Annotated in this window: 19 protein-coding genes and 1 tRNA gene; 10 read left to right on the forward strand and 10 right to left on the reverse strand. The window is 64.4% G+C overall.

Annotated features, from left to right (window positions below; genetic code table 11):
• The 7 genes from XH81_RS11440 to XH81_RS11470 all read right to left on the reverse strand — a co-directional run bounded on the left by XH81_RS11440 (position 1) and on the right by XH81_RS11470 (position 5,675).
• Positions 1–444, reverse strand: a complete 444-nt coding sequence (locus XH81_RS11440) for a hypothetical protein (protein ID WP_028140486.1) — start codon at positions 442–444, stop codon at positions 1–3.
• Positions 445–446: 2 nt separating this feature from the next.
• The gene (locus XH81_RS11445; RefSeq protein WP_271596191.1) at positions 447–833 is read right to left on the reverse strand and encodes a nuclear transport factor 2 family protein; all 387 of its coding nucleotides are present in this window, start codon (positions 831–833) and stop codon (positions 447–449) included.
• Positions 834–913: 80 nt separating this feature from the next.
• Entirely contained in the window at positions 914–1,381 is a 468-nt protein-coding gene (locus XH81_RS11450; RefSeq protein WP_095426765.1) for a MarR family winged helix-turn-helix transcriptional regulator, read from the reverse strand.
• 42 nt (positions 1,382–1,423) lie between these two features.
• Positions 1,424–3,034 carry an acyl-CoA synthetase gene (locus XH81_RS11455; protein WP_271591252.1) on the reverse strand — a complete coding sequence of 537 codons (1,611 nt, stop codon included), beginning with the start codon at positions 3,032–3,034 and terminating at the stop codon, positions 1,424–1,426.
• A gap of 159 nt (positions 3,035–3,193) precedes the next feature.
• Positions 3,194–4,330, reverse strand: a complete 1,137-nt coding sequence (locus XH81_RS11460) for an epoxide hydrolase family protein (RefSeq protein ID WP_271596192.1) — start codon at positions 4,328–4,330, stop codon at positions 3,194–3,196.
• A gap of 127 nt (positions 4,331–4,457) precedes the next feature.
• A complete protein-coding gene (locus tag XH81_RS11465; RefSeq protein WP_271596193.1) occupies positions 4,458–4,913 on the reverse strand; it encodes a GatB/YqeY domain-containing protein in 456 nt (151 codons plus the stop codon).
• Between the two features lie 51 nt (positions 4,914–4,964).
• Complete coding sequence (locus XH81_RS11470; protein ID WP_271596194.1) at positions 4,965–5,675, reverse strand: alpha/beta fold hydrolase; 711 nt, start codon at positions 5,673–5,675, stop codon at positions 4,965–4,967.
• 146 nt (positions 5,676–5,821) lie between these two features.
• On the opposite strand from XH81_RS11470, the gene carA reads away from it, so the two are divergent.
• Both carA and XH81_RS11480 read left to right on the forward strand, forming a co-directional pair.
• Positions 5,822–7,012 carry a glutamine-hydrolyzing carbamoyl-phosphate synthase small subunit gene (carA, locus tag XH81_RS11475; RefSeq protein WP_038948142.1) on the forward strand — a complete coding sequence of 397 codons (1,191 nt, stop codon included), beginning with the start codon at positions 5,822–5,824 and terminating at the stop codon, positions 7,010–7,012.
• A gap of 173 nt (positions 7,013–7,185) precedes the next feature.
• On the forward strand, positions 7,186–7,707 hold the full coding sequence (locus XH81_RS11480) for a hypothetical protein (protein WP_271596195.1): 522 nt from the start codon (positions 7,186–7,188) through the stop codon (positions 7,705–7,707).
• A gap of 115 nt (positions 7,708–7,822) precedes the next feature.
• On the opposite strand, the gene XH81_RS11485 is transcribed toward XH81_RS11480, so the two are convergent.
• A complete protein-coding gene (locus XH81_RS11485) occupies positions 7,823–8,347 on the reverse strand; it encodes a Dps family protein (RefSeq protein WP_028140495.1) in 525 nt (174 codons plus the stop codon).
• Between the two features lie 114 nt (positions 8,348–8,461).
• On the opposite strand from XH81_RS11485, the gene XH81_RS11490 reads away from it, so the two are divergent.
• Positions 8,462–9,163, forward strand: a complete 702-nt coding sequence (locus tag XH81_RS11490) for a class I SAM-dependent methyltransferase (protein WP_028140496.1) — start codon at positions 8,462–8,464, stop codon at positions 9,161–9,163.
• A gap of 54 nt (positions 9,164–9,217) precedes the next feature.
• Positions 9,218–9,293, forward strand: a tRNA-OTHER gene (locus tag XH81_RS11495).
• A gap of 109 nt (positions 9,294–9,402) precedes the next feature.
• Here the strand turns inward: XH81_RS11495 and XH81_RS11500 are convergent.
• On the reverse strand, positions 9,403–9,774 hold the full coding sequence (locus XH81_RS11500; RefSeq protein WP_271596196.1) for an ArsR/SmtB family transcription factor: 372 nt from the start codon (positions 9,772–9,774) through the stop codon (positions 9,403–9,405).
• 113 nt (positions 9,775–9,887) lie between these two features.
• Between XH81_RS11500 and XH81_RS11505 the strand changes: the two genes are divergently transcribed.
• The 3 genes from XH81_RS11505 to greA all read left to right on the forward strand — a co-directional run bounded on the left by XH81_RS11505 (position 9,888) and on the right by greA (position 15,360).
• Positions 9,888–11,057, forward strand: coding sequence for an MFS transporter (locus XH81_RS11505; protein ID WP_028140498.1), 1,170 nt, complete (start codon positions 9,888–9,890; stop codon positions 11,055–11,057).
• 142 nt (positions 11,058–11,199) lie between these two features.
• Positions 11,200–14,664: a carbamoyl-phosphate synthase large subunit gene (gene carB, locus XH81_RS11510; protein ID WP_028140499.1), complete on the forward strand. Its 3,465-nt coding sequence runs from the start codon at positions 11,200–11,202 to the stop codon at positions 14,662–14,664.
• 222 nt (positions 14,665–14,886) lie between these two features.
• Complete coding sequence (gene greA / locus XH81_RS11515; RefSeq protein WP_007596674.1) at positions 14,887–15,360, forward strand: transcription elongation factor GreA; 474 nt, start codon at positions 14,887–14,889, stop codon at positions 15,358–15,360.
• 165 nt (positions 15,361–15,525) lie between these two features.
• Here greA and XH81_RS11520 read toward each other — a convergent pair whose 3' ends face one another.
• Positions 15,526–16,005 carry an Lrp/AsnC family transcriptional regulator gene (locus XH81_RS11520; RefSeq protein ID WP_026201989.1) on the reverse strand — a complete coding sequence of 160 codons (480 nt, stop codon included), beginning with the start codon at positions 16,003–16,005 and terminating at the stop codon, positions 15,526–15,528.
• A 266-nt stretch (positions 16,006–16,271) separates the two neighbouring features.
• On the opposite strand from XH81_RS11520, the gene trxB reads away from it, so the two are divergent.
• The 3 genes from trxB to dapA all read left to right on the forward strand — a co-directional run bounded on the left by trxB (position 16,272) and on the right by dapA (position 19,534).
• Entirely contained in the window at positions 16,272–17,237 is a 966-nt protein-coding gene (gene trxB / locus XH81_RS11525) for a thioredoxin-disulfide reductase (protein ID WP_038971099.1), read from the forward strand.
• A gap of 5 nt (positions 17,238–17,242) precedes the next feature.
• On the forward strand, positions 17,243–18,166 hold the full coding sequence (locus XH81_RS11530; protein WP_026201990.1) for a LysR family transcriptional regulator: 924 nt from the start codon (positions 17,243–17,245) through the stop codon (positions 18,164–18,166).
• A 459-nt stretch (positions 18,167–18,625) separates the two neighbouring features.
• Positions 18,626–19,534 (forward strand): 4-hydroxy-tetrahydrodipicolinate synthase, encoded by a 909-nt coding sequence (gene dapA / locus XH81_RS11535; protein WP_028140501.1) that lies wholly within the window; start codon positions 18,626–18,628, stop codon positions 19,532–19,534.
• Positions 19,535–19,585 lie beyond the last annotated feature (51 nt).

Raw genomic sequence — 19,585 nt, forward strand, 5'->3', positions numbered from 1 at the left:
TCAGGATGCTATCGCGAGCTGGAGCGCCACTGCGAGATTGGCCGCGAACAGGCCCGCGTCGATGACGAAGATCCGGAGCATCGGCCCCTTCAACACCGGCCAGTAGGCGACCCCGACGCGTCCGCCACGCATCAGCACCGGGAGGTTATAGGCGAACTGGCTGAAATGGCAGGCCGAAAAGAACAGGAACAGCGTGAGCTGCGCCTCGACCGGCTGAAAGAAGAGCGGACGCGCAGCCAGAAGGTAGAACGACAACACCCCTATCGGCAGGTTCATCCCGCCCAGGAACGCGACGCTGGCCGCCAGGGTTGGCGCGATCGGATTGCTGCGCTCTTCCCGCGGCAGCAAGATCTTCAGGGTGTTGGCCTGCGCAATGCTGAACTGGATGAAGGCGCCGCCGAACCACAGCGTGTTGAGGAGCAGGACGATATCCGAAAGGCGCATGGTCATTTTCCGTAAAAGGCTTCGCTGCGCACGACGCGCCCCGTATCGTCGAAATCCATGAACTCGCTGGCGCGCGTGTCTCCCAGCTGCCACCACACCGTCAGGCGCGCGATGGTGTCGTCCCAGCTCCAGCTCAGGATCCTCAGGTCCGCGCTTTCGATGTGGCCATAGGCTTTGCGCCAATAGGCGCGGATATTCTCGATGCCGGCGACGACGGGAGAACCGGTCAGCGTCAGCGCCAGAGGGCTGCGCATCTGCGCATTCTCGGCAAAATGCGCCACCACCGCGTCGATATCGACCTTGCACCAGCTCGCGCACCAGGCCGCGACGAAGCGTTCGGCGGCCACGCGATTCATTTTCTGCGCGCTCAATGGATTCTGTCCGCTCATGACACGAGCCCTCCCCGGCTCGTTGCCAGGACAGTGACAAAGCCCGCTTCTCATGTCAACTATATTGACTTTAAGAACGGTCAATTGTTGTCGGCGATCGTCCCCATGACCGCCATCCATGCCGCCGCCCCGGATGCGCCGACGCGATCGAACGCCTCGCGCAAGACCTTGCGCTCGTGGTCCGAGGCCCGTTGCTCGATGCGCTGCCCGGCGGCCGTCAGACGCAGCAGCTTGGAGCGATGCTGCTCGGGCGAGCGCTTCGACGTCACCAGCTTGCGCTCGAGCAGCAGACTGAGCGGCCGGCTCAAGGCCTGCTTGGAAATGCCGAGGACCTCGAGCAGCGAGCCGATCGCAATATCGGGCCGCCGCGCCACCACGTAGAGGATGCGATGATGCGGACGCGACAGGCCCTGCTTTGCGAGATATTCGTCGGCTTCCAGCGTCATGCCGCGCCAGCCGTAATACATGAGCTCCAGCGCCGCATCGAGATCGTGCAGCTTGTCGAGCGAAGCGCGGTGAAGTCCCGCGGCTTGAGACGTCCTGGCCATTGTCGGAAGTCAGCCCTTGTAAGAAGTCAGCCCTTGTAAGAGTCAGCCCTTGGCCCGCAGCTCGCGCCGCAGCACCTTGCCTGTCGCCGTCATCGGCAGCGTCTCGGCGAATTCGACGAACCGCGGATATTCATGCGCGGCGAGCTGCACCTTGACGAACTCCTGGATCTCGCGCGCCAGCGCGTCGGTGCCGGTGAAGCCGGGGCGCAGCACGATCCAGGCCTTGATCGATTCGGTGCGGATCGGATCGGGGATGCCGACCACCGCGGCCATTGCCACCGAGGGATGCTTCATCAGCGTGTGCTCGATCTCGGACGGGCCGACGCGATAGCCGGCGGTGGTGATGACGTCGTCCTCGCGGCTGACGTACCAGAAATAGCCGTCCTCGTCCTGCACGCCGAGATCGCCGGTGAGCAGGAATTCGCCGGCATATTTCTTCGCCGTCGCCTCCGGATTGCGCCAGTATTCGAGCATGGTGACGGGGCATGGCTGGCGCACGCCGATGATGCCCCGCTGGCCGCGCGGCAATTCTTCGCCCTTGTCGTTGACGATGCGGACGTCGAAGCCCGGCGTCGCCTTGCCCATCGAACCCGGGCGGATCGGAAACAGATTGGAGTTGCTGCCGATCACGAGATTGCACTCGGTCTGGCCGAACACCTCATGGGCGTCGATACCAAAAGTCTCGCGAACCCAGCCGAGCAGTTCGCCGCCGAGCGATTCTCCGCCGGTGAAGATGCTGCGGAGCTTGACGCCCGGATGCTTCACCCCGGCCTGCCGCATCAGCTTGAGCGCGGTCGGCGGCAGGAAGACGTTGCGGACGCCAAGGTCGGCCATCATCTGCATCGCCGCCTGCGGCTCGAATTTGCGCGCGCGATGCCCGACCAGGGGGATGCCGTGATACCAGAATGCGAGCAGGCCGTTGACGAGGCCGCCGATCCAGGCCCAGTCCGCCGGCGTCCACATGAGATCGCCGGGACGCGGCAGGAAGTTGTGACACATCTCGACATTGGGGAGATGGCCTAGCACGACGCGGTGCGCATGCAGCGCGCCCTTGGGATTTCCCGTCGTGCCCGAGGTGTAGATGATCAGCGCGGGATCGTCGGCGGCGGTGTCGACGGTCGCAAAGTCCTCGGACGCGGTTTCGATCGCCGGCCAGAATGGCTTTGCGCCGGCGTGGACGGCGCCGCTCGTGACATAGATGTCCTGCAGATAGGGCAGCCGCTCGCGGATCTTCGTGAGCTTCTCCCAGCCCGCCTCATCGGTGATGATTGCCCTCGCCTGTGAATTCGACAGGCGGAATTCCAGCGCGTCCTCGCCGAACAGTGCGAACAGAGGGATCGAGACCAGGCCTGAGCGGAATGCCGCCATATGCGCGATCGGCAGCTCCAGCGATTGCGACAGGAACACCGCGACGCGGTCGCCGCGCGAAAGCCCATCCGCCTTCAGCACGTTGGCGAAGCGGCGCGACATGTCCGCGACCTCGTCGAAGGAGGTTCGCGTGGTGGCGCCGTTCTCGTCGACATAGATCAGCGCGAGCCGGCCGGTGCCGTCGGCATGCCGATCGCAGCACGCTTCCGCCATGTTGAAGCGCGCCGGGATGTCCCAGCGGAAGTTGCGAGTGAGTTCGTCGTAGGTTGCGGCTTCGGTCAGCATGGGCTTGGATCGTTTCCGTCAGTCTCGGTCATGGCCGGCAAAAGCGCAAAGCGCGTCTTCTCGATCAAGTCCCGGCCATCCACGCTCTTCTTGCTTCACTGCTAGTCTAAGGCCGTGGATGCCCGGGACAAGCCCGGGCATGACGTTTGAGGGGACCCTTCACCGCACCGTCGCAAAGAACTTCCTGACATCGCGCACGAACAGCTCCGGCTGCTCGAACGCGGCGAAATGGCCGCCCTTCTCCATCTCGCTCCAATGCCTGATGTCATGGAAGTTCGGTTCCATCCAGCGTCGCACCGGCGTGATGATCTCCTTGGGGAACGCGGCGACGCCCGTCGGCACCTTGACGACAGGCGTGGTGCGGCGTTTGCCAAAGCTCTCCCAGTAGAGCCGCGCCGAGGAGGTCGCCGTCTCCGTCACCCAGTACAGCATGACGTTGTCGAGCAGCTCGTCCTTGCTGAAGATGTTCTCGGGGTGCCCGTTGCAATCTGTCCAGGCCCAGAATTTCTCCAGAATCCAGGCCGCCTGCCCGCTCGGCGAATCCGTGAGGCCATAGCCGAGCGTCTGCGGGCGCGTCGATTGCTGCTTGGAGTAGCCGGAGTCGAGATCGACGTAATGCTTGAGGCCGGCGAGTGCTCGCTTCTCCTCCGCGGTCGGCTCGCCCTCCATGCGCGGCGGCGAGTTGAAGGACAGCGTGATGTGAATGCCGGCGCAGTGCGCCGCATCCTGCGCACCGAGCGAGGCCGTCACCGCCGAGCCCCAGTCGCCGCCTTGCGCGCCGTAGCGCGCATAGCCCAGCCGCTCCATCAGCTGCGCCCAGGTCGCGGCGATGCGGTCGACGCCCCATCCGGTCGCCTTCGGCTTGGCGGAGAAGCCGAAGCCCGGCAGCGAGGGACAGACGACGTGAAACGCGTCCGCGGGATTGCCGCCATGCGCGACGGGATCGGTGAGCGGCGCGATCACCTTCTGGAATTCGACGATCGAACCCGGCCAGCCATGGGTGATGATCAGCGGCAGCGCGTTTGGCTCTTTCGAGCGCACATGCGAGAAATGAATGTCGAGCCCGTCGATCTCGGTGGTGAACTGTTCGAAGCGGTTGAGCTTTGCCTCGCGCGCGCGCCAGTCGTAGCCATCGGCCCAATAGGTGCAGACCTCCTGAATCCACTTCAGCGGCGCGCCCTGGCTCCAGTCGTCGACCAGCTCCGCCTCCGGCCAGCGCGTGCGGGCGAGACGCGACTTGAGATCGGAGAGAATGTCGTCGCTGATGGCGATGCGGAACGGTTTGATGGCGGTCATTGGCTGCCTCCCTTCTTCTTCTTGTCATTCCGGGGCGCGCGTAGCGCGAGCCCGGAATCCATTAAGCAACGGACTCAGCAGCGCGATGGATTCCGGGTTCACGCTACGCGTGCCCCGGAATGACGACTTAGCCCGACAGCGCCGCCTTCACCAAACCGCTGGCCTTGCCGAAATCCATCTGTCCGGCATACTTGGCGCGCAGCACGGCGATCACCTTGCCCATGTCCTTCATGCCGGCGGCACCGGTTTCAGTGATCGCCTCCGCGATCGCCTTCTTCACCTCGTCGTCGGCCATCTGCTTCGGCAGATACGCCGAGATCACTGCGATCTCCTCGCGCTCCTGGGCCGCAAGCTCGGCGCGGCCGCCTTTTTCGTAGAGCTCGACCGACTCCTGCCGCTGCTTGATCATCTTCTGAAAGACGCCGAGCAGGTCGGCGTCCGACAACGGCGGCTTGCCCTGCCCGCGCGCATCGATGTCGGCATTCTTGATGGTCGAATTGACCATGCGCAGCGTGGACAGCTTGCGCTCGTCCTTGGCCTTCATGGCCTCCTTGACCGCATTGTTGATGTCGTCGCGCAACATGATCGTGATCCCTTCGAATATCTGACGCCTGATCTAGGCCGTTCGCGGCCCCTAGACAACCTCGGTTCCGAGCCATTCGGTCAAGGCCCGCACTGTCGCTTGCGGCTGCTCGGCTTGCGGCAAGTGCCCGCAGCGATCGAGGACTTTGAGCCTTGCGCCGGCGATGCCCTCGGCCATCTCCCTGGAGAGAGCGTTCGGGATGGTGTTGTCGGCATCGCCCGTCAACACCATCGTCGGGCATTTGATGGCTGCAAGCGTCGGGCGCGAATCCACCCGTGCGATGATCGCGGTCTGCTGCCGCAGATAGCCCTCGACACCGACATCCTCGTCCTGCGCATGCACCAGCTTGAGAATATCGGCATCATCGCGCCGCGACGGATGCACGAGCTCCGGAAAACTCTCCTCGCGGATTGCGCGGAGCTCGCCGCGCCGGGCGCGCTCCATCAGGCCGCGGCGGCGCACGGTCGCCTCCGGGGTGTCGGGCCGCGCCTGGGTGTTGATCAACGCGAGCTTGGCCACCCGCTCGGGCGCCTGGCGCATGATCTCGAACGCGATGTAGCCGCCCATGGAATGGCCAGCGAGCGCGAAGCGCGGCGGGGCCTCGCTCAGCACGCGGGCGGCGATCGCCGCCATGCCGTCGTCGCGGATATGGTTGGCAACCATGACCGGGCCGAAGCGCCACAGCGCCGGGATGACAGGGGCATAGATCCGGGCCGAGGAGGCCAGCCCCGGAACCAACAGAATCGGGGTGGTCTGGTCCATTATTGCCTCGCAAGCCCAGGAATTTGCCGGAAATTGTGCGGCCAAGCTTAGGAGCCCGAGACGGGCTGTCAAATATGCAAAAACGCATGTGAATCGGCGCATCTGCGCTTTGACGGGGGCGTCCGGCAGGCTTATGAAACGCGCTCATGACACAACATGACAACGATCCCGCCTGGCCGGACCATAAACCGACCGCGCTCCTCGTGCTCGCCGATGGCACCGTGCTCGAAGGCTTTGGCCTCGGCGCCGAAGGCCACGCCGTTGGTGAAGTCTGCTTCAACACCGCGATGACCGGCTATGAGGAGATCCTCACCGATCCCTCCTATGCCGGCCAGCTCATCACCTTCACCTTCCCGCATATCGGCAATGTCGGTACCAACGAGGAAGACATCGAGACGGTGAACATGGCCGCGACGCCGGGCGCGCGCGGCGTGATCCTGCGCACCGCGATCACCGATCCCTCGAACTACCGCGCCACCAAGCATCTCGACCAGTGGCTGAAGGCGCGCGGCATCATCGGCCTCTCCGGCATCGACACCCGCGCCCTGACTGCGCTGATCCGCAGCAAGGGCATGCCCAACGCCGTGATCGCGCACGCCAGGAACGGCGAGTTCGACCTGCATGGGTTGAAGGAAGAGGCGCGCGAATGGCCGGGCCTCGAGGGCATGGACCTCGTGCCGATGGTCACAAGCGGCCAGCGCTTCACCTGGGACGAGACGCCGTGGCTGTGGGACAAGGGCTTTGGCCGCCAGGACAAGGCTGAGTTCAACGTCGTCGCCATCGACTACGGCATCAAGCGCAACATCCTGCGCCTGCTCGCCGGCGTCGGCTGCAAGGTGACGGTGGTGCCGGCGACGACCTCGTCCGAAGACATTCTGGCGATGAAGCCGGACGGCGTGTTCCTGTCGAACGGTCCGGGCGATCCGGCCGCGACCGGCAAATATGCCGTGCCCGTGATCCGGGACGTCATCAAGTCGGGCACGCCGACCTTCGGCATTTGCCTTGGCCACCAGATGCTCGGCCTCGCCGTCGGCGCGAAGACGAAGAAGATGCATCAGGGCCATCACGGCGCCAACCACCCCGTGAAGGACGAGACCACCGGCAAGGTCGAGATCACCTCGATGAACCACGGCTTTGCGGTCGACGAGACCACGCTGCCGAAGGGCGCGACGCAGACCCACATCTCGCTGTTCGACGGCTCCAATTGCGGCATCCAGCTCGACGGCAAGCCGGTGTTCTCGGTGCAGTACCACCCGGAAGCATCGCCCGGCCCGCGCGACTCGCACTATCTGTTCCAGCGTTTTGCGGATCTGATGCGTCAGAAGAAGAGCGCGTAAGACGCGCGCTCTCATGCCCCCGCTGAACCGGGGCCTACCACTCGCGGCTCTCTGGGTCCCGGCTCTGCGCCGCAGCGTTGCCCGCTGCAGCGCGTCCGGGACAGGTGACCCGTTGAGGAACACCTCCACACGATAGAATGTTGTCCCGCTGTCTTTTGCAGCCGGAGCCCGCCATGTCCGTCGTCCGCGACAAGGCCGAGCCGCTCGCCATCGTGTTCGAGGATGATGGGCTCGTGCCGAACAACATCCGCCCCGTCCTGGTCTACCAGGGTGCGGTGGAGCTCGACCCGAAGCAGCCGGAAGAGACCATCGAGAACCTGTTCGAAGCGAACGGCTGGGGCGGGACGTGGCGCAACGGTGTCTACGATTATCTGCATTACCACGCGACGGTGCATGAGGTGCTCGGCGTGGCGCGCGGCAGCGCCCGCGTCCGCTTCGGCGGCGACCATGGCCAGGAGCTCGAGATCAAGGCGGGTGATGTCGCGATCCTGCCGGCCGGCACCGGACATCAATGCATCAGGGCGAGCCGTGATTTCTGCGTGATCGGCGCCTATCCGCGCGGCGCGAAGATGGAGATCACGCGCGCAACGCCGGACAACCACGCCACGGCGCTGAAGACGATTCCACAAGTCGCGCTGCCGCCGGCTGATCCCGTGACGGGCAAGGATGGGGCGTTAATGCGGTTGTGGCGGTAGACAAAAGCGAAGGTGCGTAGGGTGGATTAGCGAAGCGTAATCCACCACGTCTGTCTCCGCCGAAACAGAAGAGGTGGGTTACGCCTGCGGCTAACCCATCCTACGGCAGTTCGCCCTACGCCGCGTTGCTGCCTTCCTGCCGCGTGGCCTCGAACAGGAACCACGTCCGGCGCTCGGTCTCGTCGATGAACACTTCCAAAATGCTGGCGCTGGCGACATCGCCGGCGTCGTCGCAGACGTCGTGCGCTTTGCGCATCGCGGCCGCGACGTGCTTGTTGTCCTGCATCAGTTCGCGCAGCATCTCGCGCGGCGGGACGTAGTCCTCGTTGTTGTCCTTGATGGTCTGGAGCTTTGCGACCTGGCCGATCGACTTCAGCGTGGTGCCGCCGATCTTGCGGACGCGCTCGGCGAGCTGGTCGGTGGTGGCGAAGATCTGGTCGGACTGCTCGTCGAGCAGCAGATGATAGTCGCGGAAGTGGCGGCCGCTGATGTGCCAATGGAAATTCTTGGTCTTCAGATACAGCGCGAAGGCGTCGGCCAGAAGTACGTTGAGCGCCTCCGAGACCTTCTTGACCCCGTCGGGCGACAGGTCGGTGGGGGTATCGAGATCGGGCGAGACCTTGTTGTTGGTTTTGCTCACGGGAAGCCTTCCTGTTAGGACGCGGACATTGACGGCGCGCCGTCGCACCCCTAACGCAAGGCGGGCAGCGCCGGTTCCTTGACGGGAACCGTTTGGCCGGGACCTTCGAATACCATGGACGATTGGATCGATTATTACGACTCGACGCATACGATCTATGTCAGCAAGCTGCATCGCGACTTGCACTTCCAGATCATCGCGCGGGACATCATCGGCTACATCTCCTCGCCGGACGCGACGGTGCTGGACTATGCCTGCGGCGAGGCGCTGTCGGCGAGCCAGGTGGCTGGTAGCTGCGGCAAGCTGATCCTCGCCGAGCCCGCGCCGGGCGTGCGCGGCCGGCTGATCGCGCGGTTTGCCCCGAACACCAAGATCCGCGTCCGCTCGCTCGACGATGTCCGCAAGATGCAGGACCAGTCGATCGACCTCGTCGTGATGAACTCGGTCGCGCAATACATGGCGCCGGAGGAGCTCGACGCCGCGCTCCTCACCATCCGCCGTATCCTGAAGCCCTCCGGCAAGCTGGTGCTGGGGGACATCCTCCAGCCCAATGTCGGCATGGTCAGGGACGTCATGGCGCTGCTCGGCTTCGGCCTGCGCCACGGTTTCTTGAAGGACGCGCTGGTCGGGCTCATCAGCACCGCGCTGTCCGATTACCGACATCTGCGCACGCGCATCGGGCTCCAGCGCTACAGCGAGGAGGAGATCACCGCCAAGCTGAGAGCGGCCGGGTTCGCGGTCCAGCGCGCCCACACCAATATCGGCCATAATCGCTGGCGCATGACCTTCGTCGCGCGGCCGCCTCTGGTTCGTTAAGCATAACAATTAGCCGTTGTGGCTTGTCGCACTGCAATCGGTAATGATCGCCGTGGCCCGGTGGCGGAAGCGTCTACGCGAGGGCGGTGCAACGCTCTACATCCTGGTTCAAATCCAGGCCGGGTCTCCACGCTTCGCCTTCGGGTCAAGCGTGGCGCAGCCACGCTTGACCCGAAGGCGAAGCGTGTCCGGCATAGCTGGAGCGCAGCGGAAGCGTAGACGGACTGCCCGCGCAAACCTCAACCTGCCTCCACCACTTCACACTCAGCCATCAGCTGAAGCCGCTCGGCATCCTTGGCGGCAGAGCTGATCACCGCATCGAGCAGGCCGGGAAAACGCGCGTCCAGATCCTCACGGCGCAGCCGCATGAAGCGGTTGGTGCCGGCCACGCGCGTCTGCATCAGGCCGCATTCGCGCAGCTTGGCGAAGTGATAGGCGAGGTTGGATTTGCCCGCGAGCCCGTTGAAGTCGCCGCAGCAGAGCTCGCTGCTGACACGTTCCTGCTGGGCAAGCTGGTAGACGATGGCGAGCCGGATCGGATCGCTCAGGCAATCCAGCACCATCGGCAATTCGATCTGCTCGCGGGTCGGGTGGAGAGGTGTGCGGCTCATGACCCGGGAATCATAGCGAAGCGGCCGCAATGTTCAATAGTTCTTGAACCAATTGACTTACAAACCACCATATCCAATAGTTCAATAAACGTTGAACATAGGGATATCGTCCAATGAGCGTATTCTGGCTGGCCCTGGCGGCCTTTGCGATCGGCACCGAAGGCTTTGTCATCGCGGGTCTTTTGCCCGGCATCGCCGCCGATTTGCAGATTTCGGTCTCCGCCGCCGGCCAATTGGTCACGGCCTACGCCCTCACCTATGCCGTGGGCTCGCCGATCCTGGCCGTCGCGCTGAACAATATCGACCGCCGAACCGTGCTGGCCCTGGCGCTGGCGACCTTCATCGCCGGAAATCTCGCCGCGATGGTGGCTTCCAGCTACGCCCTGCTGCTGGCCTCGCGGATGCTGATGGCGCTGGGCTCCGGGCTTTGCATGCCGACGGCGCTCGCGGTGTCCGTGGCGGTCGCCTCGCCCGAACGGCGCGGCCGAGCGGTGGCGCTGGTCACGTCGGGCCTGACGGTCGCGACTGTCATTGGCGTTCCCCTCGGCAACCTCGTCGGCAGCCTCCTCGGCTGGCGCGCGACCTTTGCGATGGTCGCCATGATAGGCACCGTCGCGCTCGCCGGTCTGCTGCTCGGCCTGCCCCGCGGCCTGCCGCGCAACACGGCCTCGCTCGGCGAACGGCTGGCGGTGGCGCGTCACAGCAATGTCCTGGTCGCGCTTGTGATCACGATCCTATGGGCGCTCGGCGGCTTCACCGTGTTCACCTATTTCGCGGTTCCGCTGCGCGGCCTCGGCTTCGATGCGTCGCAAATCAGCCTTGCATTGCTGGTGTTTGGCGGCGCGGCCGCGATCGGGAACATGTTCGGCGGCTTACTTGCCGACCGGCTCGGTACGCTCGCCACCGTGGGCCTCGGCCTCGCCGGCATGGCAGCCGCGCTGATCCTTCACTCGGTGGTCCTGAAGCTGATGCCGGGCCAGGCGCACTATGCGGTGCTGGGCACGATCTTCCTCTGGGGCATCTCGGGCTGGGCATTCTACCCGGCCCAGGTCTCCAGCATCATCCGGATCGAGCCGCAGGCCTCGATGATCGCGCTCTCGCTCAACGCCTCCGCCATGTATCTCGGCTTCGCCATCGGCGGGGCATTGGGCGGGGCGGTGCTGGCCACCCTCTCGCCGAACGACCTCGGCTGGATCGGTGGAATGAGCGTTGCGGCCTCACTTCTGGTGCATCTCGCCCGTGGCTGGCAGGCCAGGCCAAAACCCGTCAAAATTGCCGGTTGATGGGCGTTTTTCGGGGTTTCGCCGCCCCGGAATCTGGTCTAAGACCCACCCGCGCGCGAGGGAGACCACCGCGCTCTCGGCCAAAGGGACGCGCAGGAGCGCGCCCTTTTTTTGTGCCCAAATTCCAGTCCGGCGAGAGTTGATGCCCAAACGTACAGACATCACCACCATCCTGATCATCGGCGCAGGTCCCATCGTGATCGGCCAGGCCTGCGAGTTCGACTATTCGGGCACCCAGGCGGTGAAGACGCTGAAGGAAGAGGGCTATCGCATCGTCCTCGTCAATTCCAACCCGGCCACCATCATGACCGATCCGGAATTGGCCGATGCGACCTATATCGAGCCGATCACGCCCGAGATCGTCGCCAAGATCATCGAGAAAGAACGTCACGTCATTCCCGGCGGCTTCGCCCTGCTGCCGACCATGGGTGGACAGACCGCGCTGAACTGCGCGCTGTCGCTGCGCCAGCAGGGCACGCTGGAGAAGTTCGACGTCGAGATGATCGGTGCCACCGCCGACGCGATCGACAAGGCCGAGGATCGCCAGCTGTTCCGCGAGGCCATGACCAAGATCGGTCTCGAGACGCCGAAGTCGCGGCTCGCCAATGCCTCCGCCCTGAAGAAGTCCTTCCGCGACAAGCGTCAGGCTGAACGCGAAAAGCTCTCGGGCGCGGCCCTCGAAGAGCACGATCGGCAGTGGACGCTGGGCGAAAGCGACCGCCGCAAGCGCTATCAGGAATATGCGCTGGGCCAGGCCATGATGGCGCTGTCCGAGATCGGCCTGCCCGCGATCATCCGCCCCTCCTTCACCATGGGCGGCACCGGCGGCGGCATCGCCTACAACAAGGAAGAGTTCCTCGACATCATCGAGCGCGGCTTAGACGCGTCTCCCACCAACGAAGTGCTGATCGAAGAATCCGTGCTCGGCTGGAAAGAGTACGAGATGGAGGTGGTGCGCGACAAGAAGGACAATTGCATCATCGTCTGCTCGATCGAGAACCTCGATCCGATGGGCGTGCACACCGGCGATTCCATCACGGTGGCGCCGGCCCTGACGCTGACCGACAAGGAATACCAGATCATGCGCGACGCCTCGCTGGCGGTGCTGCGCGAGATCGGCGTCGAGACCGGCGGCTCCAACGTGCAGTTCGGCGTCAATCCCGAGGACGGCCGCATGGTCGTTATCGAGATGAACCCGCGCGTGTCGCGCTCCTCCGCTCTGGCTTCGAAGGCCACCGGCTTTCCGATCGCCAAGGTCGCAGCCAAGCTCGCGGTCGGCTACACGCTCGACGAGATCGCCAACGACATCACCGGCGGCGCCACGCCGGCCTCGTTCGAGCCGACCATCGACTATGTCGTCACCAAGGTGCCGCGCTTCGCCTTCGAGAAATTCCCCGGCGCCTCCACCACGCTGACCACGTCGATGAAGTCGGTCGGCGAAGTCATGGCGATCGGCCGCACCTTCCAGGAAAGCCTCCAGAAGGCGCTGCGCGGGCTCGAGACCGGACTGACCGGCCTCGACGAGATCGAGATCGAAGGTCTCGGCCGCGACGACGACAAGAATGCGATCCGCGCCGCGCTCGGCACGCCGACGCCGAACCGGCTGCTCCAGGTCGCCCAGGCGATGCGGCTCGGCTGGTCGAACGAGGAGATCTTCAACTCCTGCAAGATCGACCCGTGGTTCCTCAGCGAGATGCGCGGCATCGTCGACATGGAGGAGAAGGTCCGCAAGAACGGCCTGCCGGGCAATGCCTTCGGCATGCGCACGCTCAAGGCCATGGGCTTCTCCGATGCGCGGCTGGCGGTGCTTGCCGAGACGACGGAAGCCGAGGTCACCGCGAAGCGCCACGCGCTCGACGTTCGCCCGGTGTACAAGCGCATCGACACCTGCGCGGCCGAATTCGCCTCGCCGACCGCCTATATGTATTCGACCTATGAGGCGTTGTTCGCCGGCGCACCGGCGGACGAGAGCACGCCATCCGACAAGAAGAAGGTCATCATTCTCGGCGGCGGACCGAACCGCATCGGCCAGGGCATCGAGTTCGACTATTGCTGCTGTCACGCCTGCTTCGCGCTGCACGATGCCGGCTACGAATCCATCATGGTCAACTGCAACCCGGAGACGGTGTCGACCGACTACGACACCGCCGACCGGCTCTATTTCGAGCCGCTCACTGCCGAGGACGTGCTGGAGATCATCGCCAAGGAGCGCACGAATGGCACGCTGCACGGCGTGATCGTGCAGTTCGGCGGCCAGACCCCGCTGAAGCTCGCGCGCGCCCTGGAGGCCGCCGAAGTGCCGATCCTCGGCACCTCGCCTGATGCCATCGACCTTGCCGAAGACCGCGACCGCTTCAAGCGCGTGCTCGACAAGCTCCGTCTCAAGCAGCCGAAGAACGGCATCGCCTATTCGGTCGAGCAGGCAAGGCTCGTCTCCGCCGATCTCGGCCTGCCGCTTGTGGTGCGCCCGTCCTACGTGCTCGGCGGCCGCGCGATGCAGATCATCCGCGAGGAGAACCAGCTCAACGACTATCTGCTCGGCACACTGCCGGAGCTGGTGCCGGCCGACGTCAAGGCACGCTATCCGAACGACAAGACCGGGCAGATCAACACCGTGCTCGGCAAGAACCCGCTGCTGTTCGACCGCTATCTCTCGGACGCAATCGAGATCGACGTCGACTGCCTCTGCGACGGCAAGGACACCTTCATCGTCGGCATCATGGAGCACATCGAGGAAGCCGGCATCCATTCCGGCGACAGCGCCTGCTCGCTACCGGCGCATTCGCTCGAGCCTGAGATGATCGAGGAGCTGGAGCGGCAGACCCGCGAGCTCGCGCTCGGCCTCGACGTCGTCGGCCTGATGAACGTGCAATACGCCATCAAGGACGGCGAGATCTACGTGCTCGAGGTCAATCCGCGCGCCTCGCGCACCGTGCCCTTCGTCGCCAAGGTGGTCGGAACGCCGGTCGCGAAGATCGCCGCGCGCATCATGGCCGGCGAGAAGCTCGCCGATTTCAAGCTGAAGAAGGCAAAGCTCAAGCACGTCGGCGTCAAGGAATCGGTATTCCCGTTCGCGCGCTTCCCCGGCGTCGACACGGTGCTCGGCCCCGAGATGCGCTCGACCGGCGAGGTCATGGGCATCGACCGCAATTTCGAGGTCGCCTTCGCCAAGAGCCAGCTCGGCGGCGGCACGCGAGTACCGCGCAAGGGCACGGTGTTCGTCTCGGTGCGCGAGAGCGACAAGACGCGCATCGCCGAGGCGGTCCGCGAACTGCATTCGCTCGGCTTCAAGGTGCTGGCGACCTCGGGCACCCAGCGCTTCCTGACCGACCAGGGCATCCCGACCGAGAAGGTGAACAAGGTGCTGGAGGGCCGGCCGCACATCGTCGACGCCATCACCAATGGCGACGTCCAGCTCGTCTTCAACACCACCGAAGGCCCGCAGGCGCTCGCCGACAGCCGTTCGCTGCGGCGCGCGGCCCTCTTGCATAAAGTGCCGTATTACACCACTCTTTCCGGGGCCGTGGCGGCCGCGCAGGGCATCCGCGCCTATCTCGGCGGGGACCTTGAGGTTCGTACCCTGCAGAGCTACTTTTCGGAAACCTGATCGCGAGCGGACGGCCGAGCCTTAAGGGTTAAGCCATCCGTTAAGTGATTGGCAATGAAGCCACAATGGCCGGAGGAACTGTCCGGCCATGGTGGTTGTTCTGTTCCGGCGCCAGCCCACATAACGTTCCGGTGGCCGCGTGTTCAGGGCCGGGAATACCGACGAATCAAGGTTGCCGCGCCCGCTGTTGTGGGGACGCGGAGCCGAAGGACGAGAGAAGAGATGGAAAAGGTTCCGATGACAGCGGGCGGCTTTGCCGCGCTCGGGGAAGAATTGAAGAAGCGCCAGTCCGAGGACCGTCCGCGCATCATCGAGCACATCGCGGAGGCGCGCTCGCACGGAGACCTGTCGGAGAACGCGGAATATCATGCCGCGAAGGAAGAGCAGTCCCACAATGAAGGCCGCATCGCCGAGCTCGAGGACAAGCTCGCGCGCGCCGACATCATCGACATCTCGAAACTGTCCGGCGATACCATCAAGTTCGGCGCCACCGTGACCTTGGTCGACGAGGACACCGAGAAGAAGACGGTGTGGCAGATCGTCGGCGAGGTCGAGGCCGACGCCAAGAAGGGCCGCATCTCCATCACCTCGCCGCTCGCCCGCGCGCTGATCGGCAAGAAGAAGGGTTCGACCGTCGAGGTCAACGCACCCGGCGGCGCCAAGGCGTATGAAATTACCAAGGTGGAATGGCGGTAAGAATTTGCCGCCCGCGCTGAGACGTTTCAAAAGGCCGCGCATCGCGCGGCCTTTTTGTTTCGGCGTGTTGCTTGTGTGGGTGGAGCACGCTCTCTCACCGCTGGTCGTTGCGAGCGCAGCCCGCACCTCAATCAGGATGACGGGACTGGCAGGACCTTGGAGCGGCTACCGCCGCCCCTTCACGTCCAGCGGCACCGCCGCCTCGTATTTCGAATTATGCAGCACCAGCGATGTCCGCACATTGCGCACGTGGGGCGCGGCGGTCAGATGCGTGACGAAATCCTGGAAGGTCGCCATGTCGGGGGCGACGCATTTGAGGATGAAATCGACCTCGCCCGACAGCATCCAGCACTCCCGCACCAGGGGCTCGGCGCGGACGAACTCCTCGAAGGCGCGTAAGTCCGCCTCGGCCTGGCTGGACAGGTGCACGGCGGCAAATACGGTGACGTCGAAGCCGAGCTTGCGGGCGTCCAGCAGGCCGCGATAGCCGTGGATATAGCCCTCCTCCTCCAGCGCCCGGACGCGGCGCAGGCAGGGCGGCGGCGAGATGCCGACCCGCTTGGCCAGCTCGACATTCGTGATTCGACCGTCAGCCTGAATCTCGGAGAGAATTTTCAGGTCGATGTCGTCTAGGTTCCGCGACACTTGATTGGAACTCCTGGCCTTTGCGGCTGTATTGGTGGGTTTGCCGCAATCCTCATAGCCCAGTCCGCGCGGCTAGCGCAATTTTATTGCGCGTGCACCGCAATCGACTTTTGTTCCTTGTTGGAAAAATCCGCCGATAGGCAATGCAATTCTTGCATAGCTCACCAGAAGGCTTAGATTAGCTCTGATATTTCAGCGCCTCCGCGAGGCCTCCCGGCACGTTCCGCTCCCGCGCTGTGAATCCCCCGTGAAAGGCGTCCGTCAATATGTCCGCCCCTGTCCATGCAAAGGTCGTCATTATCGGCTCCGGCCCCGCCGGCTACACGGCGGCGATCTACGCCGCGCGCGCGATGCTCGAGCCGATCCTGATTCAGGGCATCCAGCCGGGTGGCCAGCTCACCATCACCACCGACGTCGAGAACTATCCGGGCTTCGCCGACGTGATCCAGGGCCCCTGGCTGATGGAGCAGATGGAGAAGCAGGCGGTCCATGTCGGCACCAAGATCGTCTCCGACCTTGTGATCAAGCTCGACAGCTCGCAGCGGCCGTTCCGCCTCACCTGCGACTCCGGCGACGTCTATCTCGCCGACGCCGTGATCCTCGCCACCGGCGCGCAAGCGCGCTGGCTCGGGTTGCCGTCCGAAGTAAAGTTCCAGGGCGGCGGCGTGTCGGCATGCGCCACCTGCGACGGCTTCTTCTACCGCAACAAGGAGGTCGTGGTGGTCGGCGGCGGCAATACCGCGGTCGAGGAAGCTCTGTACCTCACCAACCATGCCTCGCAGGTCACCATCGTGCATCGCCGCGACCACTTCCGCGCCGAGCGCATCCTGCAGGAACGTCTGTTCAAGCACCCCAAGATCAAGGTGATCTGGGACAGCGCCGTCGACGAGATCTGCGGCACCGAGAACCCGAACAAGGTCACCCATGTGCGCCTGAAGAACGTCAAGTCCGGCGCGCTGACGGACGTGAAGACCGACGGTGTCTTCATCGCCATCGGCCACGCGCCGGCGACCGAGCTCGTGAAAGACCAGATCAAGCTCAAACCGTCGGGCTATGTCGAGGTCGCCCCGAACTCGACCGCGACATCGGTGCCCGGCTTGTTCGCCGCCGGCGACGTCGCCGACGAAACCTATCGCCAGGCCGTCACGGCCGCCGGCCTCGGCTGCATGGCAGCTCTCGAAGCCGAACGTTTCTTGGCCCTGCGCGCCAGCGAGCGCGCGGCAGCGGAATAAAGATCATGCCCCGAACACGCGACGGATTTACAGATATGGACTGGGACAAGCTGAAGGTGTTTCACGCAGCGGCGGAAGCTGGCAGCTTCACGCATGCGGGCGAGCAGCTCGGCCTGTCGCAATCGGCGGTGTCGCGCCAGGTCTCGGCGCTGGAGCAGGAGCTTTCGGTCTCGCTGTTCCACCGCCATGCCCGCGGCCTGATCCTCACAGAGCAGGGCGATTTGCTGTTCCGCACCGCGCATGACGTGTTCATGCAGCTCCAGGCGGCGCGCGCCAAGCTGACCGACAGCCGCGAGCGGCCGAGCGGCGACCTCAAGATCACCACCACCCCCGGCGTCGGCATCAACTGGCTGATCCCGCGGCTCGGCGAGTTCACCGCGCTCTATCCGGAAATCCGGATCTCGCTGATCGTCACCGACGAGGAGCTCGACCTGTCGATGCGCGAGGCCGACGTCGCGATCCGCACCCGCAAGCCGACGCAGCCGGATCTCATCCAGCGCAAGCTGTTCGCGATGGGATTCCACGCCTACTGCTCGCCGGAATACATCAAGCGCTTCGGCACGCCGCGCACGCTGGAGGAGCTCGACTCCCACCGCATCATCACGCTCTCGGACGGCAACTTCGCGCCGCATTTGCAGAACCGCAACTGGCTGGTCGAAGCGGGCCGCAACGGCTCGGGTCCGCGCGAAGCCTATTTCAGGGTCAACAACATCCTCGGCCTGGTGCGCGCCTGTCAGCAGGGCCTCGGCATCGCGGCGCTGCCCGACTACCTCGTCGAGGAACAGAGCAAACTCGTGCAGCTGTTCGGCGAGTCGGATTCGATCCAGCTCGATACGTACTTTGTCTATCCCGAGGAGTTGAAGACGGTCGCGCGCGTGCAGGTGTTCCGCGACTTCGTGGTGAGCAAGGCGCAGCGCTGGCCTTCCTGATTTCCGCATGACTGACATGCGGCCTCGGCTGTTGCTGCATGGCGCTCGTCAAGCTCATACTGCTTGCACGCTGAGCCTTCGCGTTGCGCATTTGTCCCCCTCCTCCAGTGGCGCGGGAGTTCAGTAATCCCTCTTGGAAGGTGATTGTGTCGGCCTCACGTGGCCAATACCTTAAGCCGGGCTCATTCGAGCCCGGCTTTTTTTCGGTCAAATCGGCTTTCGCCTTCCGCGTGTATTGACAGTTCCAGGCATACCCCGCATCATTTGCAGATGATCACGAAGTCGTGCGCAATCTCGTCGAAGGCGATCGCCTCGAAAAAAGGCCCCCATTTGGGGACCTCGGAGTTTTGCGCGCGCTAGACCGGCTTCGTCATCGCTGCAATCCCGAAAACCCCGCCGCCTGGACGGGGTTTTTTCATGTGCCCTCCGTCTCAGGTTTCCCGAGAAGGAGATGGAAACATGACCGGACTTGAAGATCATTTGCACGGGCTGTGGCTGCCGCTGGTGACGCCGTTTCAGGGCGGCGCGCTCGACGAGCGATCGCTGCGGCGGCTGACGCGACATTACAGCGCGCAAGGCATCGACGGCTTCATCCTGGGGGCGACCTCCGGTGAAGGCATGACGTTGCGCGAGGCCGAACTCGAACGTCTCGTCGCCATCGTGCGCGACGAGATGGCGGCGGGCCGGCGCACCTTGCCGATCTGCCTCGGACTGTCAGGCGCGGACACCGCGCGGCTGAAGGACCGTCTCGACGAGACCGCGGACTGGCCGATCGACGGTTATCTGATCGCAAGCCCTTACTATGTGCGCCCCTCGCAGCGCGGCCTCTTGGCGCATTTCGAGACGCTCGCCGATCACGCCGCCTGGCCGATTGCGCTCTACAACATTCCCTATCGCACCTCGGTGAACATCACCAACCAGACCATGCTGCGGCTCGCCGAGCATCCGAACATCGTAGGCTTGAAGGATTGCGGCGCGAGCCGCGAGCAATCGATCGCGCTGCTGCGCGACCGTCCGAAGGATTTTCGTGTGCTCACCGGCGAGGACGCCAACTATTTCGAGGCGCTCGTCGACGGCGCCGACGGCGGCATCGTGCTGTCCGCCCATGTCGAGACCGCGACCTTTGCGGCGGTGTATGCGGAAGCGAAGCGCGGCAACCACGACGCGGCTCTGGCGCGCTGGCACGAGGTCGCCGATCTGACGCAGCTGCTGTTCACCGAGCCGAGCCCGGCGCCGGCAAAGTATTGGCTGTGGCGGTGCGGCCTGATCGACAGCCCCGAAGTACGCCTGCCGATGGTGGAAGTGAGCAGCGAGCTCGCCGCCGCGATCGATCGCGAGATCGAGCGACGGACGAAGGTCGCGGCGTAGTATCGTTTACCCTCCCCTGGAGGGCCCCTCCAGGGGAGGGTAAGAGCGCCG

It is taken from the genome of Bradyrhizobium sp. CCBAU 25360 (assembly GCF_028128695.1).
In the GTDB taxonomy this organism is placed as follows: Bacteria; Pseudomonadota; Alphaproteobacteria; order Rhizobiales; family Xanthobacteraceae; genus Bradyrhizobium; species Bradyrhizobium ottawaense.

What these genes read in the sequence shown, in the direction of transcription:
- XH81_RS11440 (WP_028140486.1), bottom strand. Translation starts at nt 444, where the DNA reads ATGCGCCTTTCGGATATCGTCCTGCTCCTCAACACGCTGTGGTTCGGC.
- XH81_RS11445 (WP_271596191.1), bottom strand. Translation starts at nt 833, where the DNA reads ATGAGCGGACAGAATCCATTGAGCGCGCAGAAAATGAATCGCGTGGCC.
- XH81_RS11450 (WP_095426765.1), bottom strand. Translation starts at nt 1,381, where the DNA reads ATGGCCAGGACGTCTCAAGCCGCGGGACTTCACCGCGCTTCGCTCGAC.
- XH81_RS11455 (WP_271591252.1), bottom strand. Translation starts at nt 3,034, where the DNA reads ATGCTGACCGAAGCCGCAACCTACGACGAACTCACTCGCAACTTCCGC.
- XH81_RS11460 (WP_271596192.1), bottom strand. Translation starts at nt 4,330, where the DNA reads ATGACCGCCATCAAACCGTTCCGCATCGCCATCAGCGACGACATTCTC.
- XH81_RS11465 (WP_271596193.1), bottom strand. Translation starts at nt 4,913, where the DNA reads ATGTTGCGCGACGACATCAACAATGCGGTCAAGGAGGCCATGAAGGCC.
- XH81_RS11470 (WP_271596194.1), bottom strand. Translation starts at nt 5,675, where the DNA reads ATGGACCAGACCACCCCGATTCTGTTGGTTCCGGGGCTGGCCTCCTCG.
- carA (WP_038948142.1), top strand. Translation starts at nt 5,822, where the DNA reads ATGACACAACATGACAACGATCCCGCCTGGCCGGACCATAAACCGACC.
- XH81_RS11480 (WP_271596195.1), top strand. Translation starts at nt 7,186, where the DNA reads ATGTCCGTCGTCCGCGACAAGGCCGAGCCGCTCGCCATCGTGTTCGAG.
- XH81_RS11490 (WP_028140496.1), top strand. Translation starts at nt 8,462, where the DNA reads ATGGACGATTGGATCGATTATTACGACTCGACGCATACGATCTATGTC.
- XH81_RS11500 (WP_271596196.1), bottom strand. Translation starts at nt 9,774, where the DNA reads ATGAGCCGCACACCTCTCCACCCGACCCGCGAGCAGATCGAATTGCCG.
- XH81_RS11505 (WP_028140498.1), top strand. Translation starts at nt 9,888, where the DNA reads ATGAGCGTATTCTGGCTGGCCCTGGCGGCCTTTGCGATCGGCACCGAA.
- carB (WP_028140499.1), top strand. Translation starts at nt 11,200, where the DNA reads ATGCCCAAACGTACAGACATCACCACCATCCTGATCATCGGCGCAGGT.
- greA (WP_007596674.1), top strand. Translation starts at nt 14,887, where the DNA reads ATGGAAAAGGTTCCGATGACAGCGGGCGGCTTTGCCGCGCTCGGGGAA.
- trxB (WP_038971099.1), top strand. Translation starts at nt 16,272, where the DNA reads ATGTCCGCCCCTGTCCATGCAAAGGTCGTCATTATCGGCTCCGGCCCC.
- XH81_RS11530 (WP_026201990.1), top strand. Translation starts at nt 17,243, where the DNA reads ATGCCCCGAACACGCGACGGATTTACAGATATGGACTGGGACAAGCTG.
- dapA (WP_028140501.1), top strand. Translation starts at nt 18,626, where the DNA reads ATGACCGGACTTGAAGATCATTTGCACGGGCTGTGGCTGCCGCTGGTG.